Origin of the sequence: Streptomyces sp. MBT65 (assembly GCF_016612545.1) — a bacterium.
Taxonomy (GTDB): domain Bacteria; phylum Actinomycetota; class Actinomycetes; order Streptomycetales; family Streptomycetaceae; genus Streptomyces.
In genome coordinates this window covers 1-6,272 of sequence record NZ_JAENRY010000446.1, presented here as the reverse complement: position 1 = coordinate 6,272, position 6,272 = coordinate 1, and the positions used below count along the sequence as shown (strand labels likewise).

At 68.9% G+C, this 6,272-nt stretch carries 8 protein-coding genes; 6 read left to right on the top strand and 2 right to left on the bottom strand.

Features of this window, described 5'->3' with window-relative positions:
• Positions 1-322 precede the first annotated feature (322 nt).
• From JHN63_RS54920 to JHN63_RS47715, 3 genes are all read left to right on the top strand, one after another.
• Entirely contained in the window at positions 323-472 is a 150-nt protein-coding gene (locus tag JHN63_RS54920) for a hypothetical protein (protein WP_374223016.1), read from the top strand.
• A 209-nt stretch (positions 473-681) separates the two neighbouring features.
• Positions 682-1,053, top strand: coding sequence for an alpha/beta fold hydrolase (locus tag JHN63_RS47720; RefSeq protein ID WP_200691394.1), 372 nt, complete (start codon positions 682-684; stop codon positions 1,051-1,053).
• Positions 957-1,496 (top strand): alpha/beta hydrolase, encoded by a 540-nt coding sequence (locus tag JHN63_RS47715; protein ID WP_200691393.1) that lies wholly within the window; start codon positions 957-959, stop codon positions 1,494-1,496. Before JHN63_RS47720 ends, JHN63_RS47715 begins: the two co-directional genes overlap by 97 nt.
• 399 nt (positions 1,497-1,895) lie before the next feature.
• On the opposite strand, the gene JHN63_RS47710 is transcribed toward JHN63_RS47715, so the two are convergent.
• The gene (locus JHN63_RS47710; RefSeq protein WP_200691392.1) at positions 1,896-2,561 is read right to left on the bottom strand and encodes a response regulator transcription factor; all 666 of its coding nucleotides are present in this window, start codon (positions 2,559-2,561) and stop codon (positions 1,896-1,898) included.
• Positions 2,558-3,742 (bottom strand): sensor histidine kinase, encoded by a 1,185-nt coding sequence (locus JHN63_RS47705; protein ID WP_200691391.1) that lies wholly within the window; start codon positions 3,740-3,742, stop codon positions 2,558-2,560. Before JHN63_RS47705 ends, JHN63_RS47710 begins: the two co-directional genes overlap by 4 nt.
• Positions 3,743-3,918: 176 nt before the next feature.
• On the opposite strand from JHN63_RS47705, the gene JHN63_RS47700 reads away from it, so the two are divergent.
• The 3 genes from JHN63_RS47700 to JHN63_RS47690 form a co-directional block, all read left to right on the top strand.
• Positions 3,919-4,821 (top strand): alpha/beta fold hydrolase, encoded by a 903-nt coding sequence (locus tag JHN63_RS47700; RefSeq protein ID WP_200691390.1) that lies wholly within the window; start codon positions 3,919-3,921, stop codon positions 4,819-4,821.
• Between the two features lie 56 nt (positions 4,822-4,877).
• Entirely contained in the window at positions 4,878-5,453 is a 576-nt protein-coding gene (locus tag JHN63_RS47695; protein ID WP_200691389.1) for a hypothetical protein, read from the top strand.
• 318 nt (positions 5,454-5,771) lie between these two features.
• On the top strand, positions 5,772-6,272 hold a 501-nt coding region (locus JHN63_RS47690; RefSeq protein WP_200691388.1), incomplete at its 3' end, for a helix-turn-helix domain-containing protein.

The window sequence follows — 6,272 nt, the reverse complement described above, 5'->3', positions numbered from 1 at the left end:
ACTGCGGGCCACCCGGTCCGGTCGCCAGCCCCGTCGCCGTCCTACAACCGCCCTGGCTTCGGAACTCCACCACCGCACCGTCGTACGAACTGCACCTGCGGATACTGCCGCCCGGCAGTTCGTGTCTGCCAGGCCCTGCTGTTCCTCTGGGCTACGAGAGAACCCTAACCACGACCCAACCCCAATGTCTACTTCAACAAACATAGACTTTCTGTGTGTGGCTTTGAGGTAATCGGGTCCGGGCAGGGTTGAGCGGTTGCGAGCGGGGGGACAACGACCGGGCAGGCAGCGCCGGACACCTCCACCAGACCCGGAGTGCGTGATGACCACGATGAGCGCCGCGCGCACAGCCCTTTGTTCTCCGTCCGCCGTCGCCGAGGCGCGCCAGACGGCACGGGCGTTCTTCGAAGCCCTCGGGCAGCCGGTCACCGGCCGGGTGCGGGCCGACACGCTCGTCCTGGGCGTCTCCTAGCTCGTGACCAACGCTCTGCGCCGCGGGGGCGGCTCCTGCACGCTCCGCCTCACTGCCCACCCCGGCGCGATCGAGGCTGCTGTCAGGGATTCGAGCCCGAGGATGCCGCGGATGCGGACGCCCGACCTGGTCGACGGGACGGGCGGATTCGGCTGGCACATGATCAACGACCGGACGCCCCCTCGGCCACAGCACGAAAGGCCCTGTCAATGGACCTCGCCACCGCGACCCTCACCACCCGCGACGGATGCGCACTCACCTACCGGGACACCGGCGGCCAGGACATACCCCTGCTCCTGCTGCACGGATGGTCCCAGTCCCAGGCGACCTTCGACCGGCTGCTCCCCCTGCTGGGCCCCGAACAGCGCGTCATCACCTACGACATGCGCAACCACGGGATCTCCGGCCGCACCGACCTCGACCAGCTCCTGGACCACCTGGACATCGGCCGGATCCATCTCCTGGGCCACTCCAGGGCGCATCAGTGCTCTGGTCCTACCCCGAACTGTTCGGGCCCGGACGCGTCCGCTCACTGGTCATCGTCGACCAACCCGTCGCCTGCACCGTCCTGCCCTGGCTGAACCCGGCCGACGCGGCGGATTTCGGCGCCACCCTCGACTACGACGGTGCTGCGGCCTTCGCCCGCTCGATGCTGTCGGCAGACTCCGAGCGGGCCAGGCTCGCATTCCTCACCTCCATGCTCACCAAGGACATCCCCGCGCAGGACCTGCAATGGCTCTACGAACAGAACCTGCTTCTCCCGATGCCCTGGGGTGCCCGTCTGCTCCTGGACCACGTCATGCAGGACTGGCGCGACGTACCACCCCGCATCGACGTGCCGACTCTGGTCATCGGCGGAGAGGCCAGCCACGTCGCACCCGCTTCACAGGCCTGGACGGCCACCCACGTCTCGAACGCCGAACTCCGCGTCTTCACCCGGGAGAAGGGCGGAGCACACTTCCCCTGCCACGAATCCCCGCAACCCTTCGCCGACACCCTCCTGGACTTCCTCAAAAGGAACTGACCGAACGCTCCCGGCACCCAGCCGGCCCGCGCCCGGGCGATGACGGTCGCCCGGTCGCCGCGCGTCCGGGATCCTCCGTAAGCCATCCCGGCCCCGAGTCACCAAAGGACGCGGCCATCCTCGTCACCGCGCGGGCGGCATCTCCCCAGACCATCGGCCAACTCGCCCGCGCACACGGGGCATCAAGGCCAGCCCCCACGTTCGGCGAGGACGACTCGAAGATCCACACCTGGCACGGACCGGAGAACATCACCGCCCTGCGTAGCTTCGCGATCAGCGTGCTGCGCAGCACAGCATCGCCACCAGCCAGCGCAAGCCGTCCTACACCTCTTCACCCGCCCGCTGAACCTGATCAGACTGCCCTGACCGGCAGCGCCACTTGATCACCCAGACTTCGAATCAGCCCTCGGGGTAGAGGCCGGCCCGGAAGGTGAAGGAAACGAGTTGCGCCCGGTCACGTGCGCCGACCTTCGTCATGGCCCGCACGGCGTGCGTCTTCACGGTGAACGGCGAGACGTACAACTGGGCGGCGATCTCGTCGTTGCCGAGACCGCTGGCAATGAGAACGATCACGTCCCGTTCCCTGGGTGTCAGAGCGCTGAAGCGTCGCAGCAGTTCTTGGTCGATCACCGGGGGCGGACTGTCGGTCATGTGACCGATGAGCGCGGCCGTCGCGGCGGCGGACAGCGCACCGCCACCGGCGAGGACCTCGGTGATTCCGGCGACGAGTTCAGCGGGGCTGACGGTCTTGCTGAGGAAACCGTTGGCGCCCGCACGAAGGGCGGCGAGAACGATGTCGTCGTGGTCGAAGGTGGTCAGCACGATCACCCGCAGCTTTTCGGGCGGGTGCTCCTGGCGGATCCGGCGGGTGGCTTCGACGCCGTCGATGCCGGGCATCCGGATGTCCATCAGGACCAGGTCGACGGGGTGGGTCCGCAGGAAGGGAACGGCCTGGAGCCCATCGGAGAGATCACCCGCGACAACGAGACCCGGGTCGAGCAGAAGCATCGCCCGGATGCCGGCCCTGATGTCGTCCTGGTCGTCGACGATCAGAATCTGCGTCATCGGACGACAACTCCCGCAGGGCTGAACTCCGCACGGACCCGGAACCGCCCGCCGTCACTGTCGATCGTCAGCCGCCCACCGGAGGACTCGACGCGTTCGCGCATCCCCACGAGTCCGAGTCCACTGCCCGGGTCGGAGCCGTGCGGCGAAAGACCGACGCGATTTTCCACGGTGGCGCAGATCCTGCCGTCGTGCTCGCGCACATCCACCGTGGCCGTCCCTTCCCCATGCCGGTAGGCATTCGTCAGTGCTTCCTGAACGACCCGGTAGACCGTCACGCCAACGCTGGGCTCCACGAAAACGGCGGGGACTGCGATGGAGGACCGGACGTCGAGGCCGATGCTCCCGAAAGAGGTGACAAGTCCTTCCAGACCGCTCAGCGCCGGGATCGGCCGGAGCGCCTCACCGTCGGGGTTGTCGTCATGGCGGCGCAGGAGCGCGAGGATCCGTTGCGTCTCGACGACGACGGTGCGGGCGCTGGACCTGGCTGACACGAGGGCCTGCCGGGACGACTCGGCGCCGTCGGGAAGCCCGATCTCCGCTGCGCCGAGGTGCATGCTCAGCATCGCGACCTGGTGGCCGATGACGTCGTGGAGGTCCCGGGCTATACGCAGTCGTTCCTCGGTCACTCGTCGGGTGGCCTCGATCTCGCGGGTGGCGATGGCCCTTTCGGCCCGTTCCTTCAACATCCACCAGTGGTCTGCGTGGAGGCGGAGCGCTCCCCCGGTCGCACCTCCCGCTATGGCCGAGAAGAGGGCGGCGGCGCCCACGACCACGCCACCACGGAATCCCCCCAACGTCATGAACGCGCCCAGGAAGAACGCCGAAACGATGACGGTTCCGACCAGCGGCTGCTTTCCCCTGAAGGTGACCGAGAGCAGCACGAGCACCGCCATCATCCACACCGACAGGGGGTCCTGGCCCACCGCTGTGACGGCGAAGGACGCCGCGCTCGTCACGACCAGTCCTGCCCACGGCTTCCCCCATGACAGGGCGACACCACCACCGGCGAGCAGTACGGCCAGGACCGTCGGCCAACCCGACCCCCTCAGTACCACTGCCACGATCTGACCGGTGAACACCAGCGCGGCCACTGAATAGGCGACGCGGTGCAGCACCTCGGGGCGACGCACCCACAGAGGTGTCGCGGGCCCGTCCTGATCGTTCTGCGCCTTGGCCATGACCTGATTCTCGCTCGCGTGCGCGGTGGCCGTGTACTTCGAACGATGTAGACGGCGAATCTGCTCCACCCGCTTCAGGCGGGAGAAGTACTTCGTTCGAAGTACACGGCCCTGCCCGGGGAACACCAGACTCCTCAACGAGGCAACCGCCTCGCACCATTACGCAGGGAAACTCCATGACTCAGAGCACCACATCTTCGAGCACGACGAGCCCTGTTGAGCGCCGGTCCTTGCGGCGCACCGCTGTGGTCGCGCTGTCGGCGCTGGCCCTCGCCGCTGTCCCGGTCGCCGCGCATGCCCTGAATTCCGGCCCGGCAGCGACGACCACAGGCATCCACGCGGCGGGCGCCGCGGCCCGCAGCGGCACCAAGCCGACGGTGGTACTGGTGCACGGCGCGTTCGCCGACTCCTCCGGCTGGTACGGCGTGATGAACAAGCTGCGCAAGGACGGCTATCCCGTCCGTGCGCTGAACACTCCACTGCGCGGCCTCACCAGCGACGCCGCATACATCCGCGGCTTCCTGGACACCATCAAGGGGCCGATCATCCTGGTGGGCCACTCCTACGGCGGCGCGGTCATCACCAACTCCGCGGCCGGCGACCCCGATGTAAAGGCGCTGGTGTACGTGGCTGCCCTGGTGCCGGACGCCGGGGAGACACTCAGCGACGTCACCGCGCACCCGGTCGCTCATCCCATTCCCGCACTACCGCTCCAGGCGGTGCCGATCACCGGGGCGGACGGCACCCAGGAGGTCGAACTCGCCCTCGATCCGGCCAAGTTCCGGGCCTTCTTCGCCCCCGACGTCAGCCCCGGCAAGGCAGCCGACATGGCCGACGCCCAGAATCCGGTGAACGCCGCGGCATTCAACCAGCCCAGCGCCGCGGCGGCGTGGCGGACCATCCCGTCCTGGTACCTCGTCGCCAAACAGGACCACATGCTCAGCCCTGACCTGGAGCGGTGGATGGCCAAGCGCGCCGGGGCCCACACCGTGGAGATCAACTCATCCCACGCGGCCATGGTCAGCCACCCCGGGGCCGTCAAGAACCTGATCGAGCAGGCCGACCGCGGCACCAACTGACCCACCGGCGTCCGCCAGATCCCCCAGTCCGACACCGACCGTACGGAGAACCCACCATGACCCGCGCTGCCACCATCGGCCAGGAGACCGCAGCCCCCGCCCTGCGCCGGCTCTACCTCATCCGCTTCCTCTTCGCCCTCGCCTGGGCGGCGCTCCTGCTGTCCCTCGGCGACGACCTCACCCTCTGGGTGAAGGCCCTGCTGGTCCTCTACCCCGCGTTCGACGTGGCTGCTGCCGTCTTCGACGCCAGGTCCTCACGGGCCACCCGCCCGGCCAAGGGCCTCTACGCCAACATGGCCATCAGCACCGCCGCCGCGATCGGCCTGGCCGCTGCCGGCGCCTCCGGCACGGCCGACGTCCTTCGCGTCTGGGGAGCCTGGGCCATCGTCTCGGGCCTGGTCCAACTCGTGGTGGCCCTCCAGCGCCGGGCGATGGGCGGACAGTGGGCCATGATCCTCAGCGGTGGCATCTCCGTCCTGGCCGGCGCCTCCTTCGTCGCCGACGCCGCCAAGGCCAACCCCTCCCTGCCCCATCTCGCTCGCTACGCCACGCTCGGGGGCATCTTTTTCCTCATCTCCGCCATCCGCCTAATCCGCACCACCAGCAACAATGCCACGGTAGCGCTGCAGTAGCCGCTACGGAGGAGCTGCTGAGGTTGCTGGGCAGCGTCTTCAGCGGCAGTGCCCTGCTCAACCCGTTCACCGCCCGTCCCGTCCTCGTCCAGCGGCCAGGTGCCCCGGCGTCCTGCCCGCGGCCTGGACAGCGGCGCCGGCCGCCCAGGCCGCACCCGGCAAACCTGTGCGGTCACAGCACTAGTGGATCAGCGGTTCATGAGGGCGTCTTTGTCCGGGCGGACGGGCGGGGTGCCGGGCGTGGATGCCGTGGTGGTGGAACTGGACGAGGCTGTGCGCGAGCGTCCGACAGGGGTGACCCTCTCGACAAAAGCACGGGTGCGAGAAGTTCTCCGGGCGCGGATCGTGCCGGCCGCCGCCGAGGGCTTGAGTAACGGAGCCATCGCAGGGGAGCTGGCGGTCACCGTGAACACGGTCCGCAAGTGGCGTGGCCGGTTCGCACTCCAGGGGCCGGACGGACTCAAGGACGCCTGCCGCTCGGGACGTCCCAGGACCTACGGCCCCGATGTGCAGGTGGCGATCGTGGCGGCGGCCACCAGCGCACCCCCGCACCCGGCGGCGACCTGCTCGCACCGCACGATCGCCGCCCAGGTCGCCGACACCGACTTCGCCGCCATCTCTGCCTCCCAAGTCGGTCGTATCCTGGCGGACTTGGACCTCAAGCCGCACCGGGTCCGCGGCCAGCTCACCCGCCGCGACACCCCCGGCTTCTGGGACCGCGTCGCGGACCTGTGCGACCTCTACCGACACCCACCCGAGGGCGTCATGGTCCTGTCCATCGACGAGAAGACCGCGATCCCCGCCCGCTCCCGGCGGCAC

Coding starts and splice junctions, on each gene's coding strand:
- JHN63_RS54920 (WP_374223016.1), top strand. CDS start 323: ATGACCACGATGAGCGCCGCGCGCACAGCCCTTTGTTCTCCGTCCGCC.
- JHN63_RS47720 (WP_200691394.1), top strand. CDS start 682: ATGGACCTCGCCACCGCGACCCTCACCACCCGCGACGGATGCGCACTC.
- JHN63_RS47710 (WP_200691392.1), bottom strand. CDS start 2,561: ATGACGCAGATTCTGATCGTCGACGACCAGGACGACATCAGGGCCGGC.
- JHN63_RS47705 (WP_200691391.1), bottom strand. CDS start 3,742: ATGGCCAAGGCGCAGAACGATCAGGACGGGCCCGCGACACCTCTGTGG.
- JHN63_RS47700 (WP_200691390.1), top strand. CDS start 3,919: ATGACTCAGAGCACCACATCTTCGAGCACGACGAGCCCTGTTGAGCGC.
- JHN63_RS47695 (WP_200691389.1), top strand. CDS start 4,878: ATGACCCGCGCTGCCACCATCGGCCAGGAGACCGCAGCCCCCGCCCTG.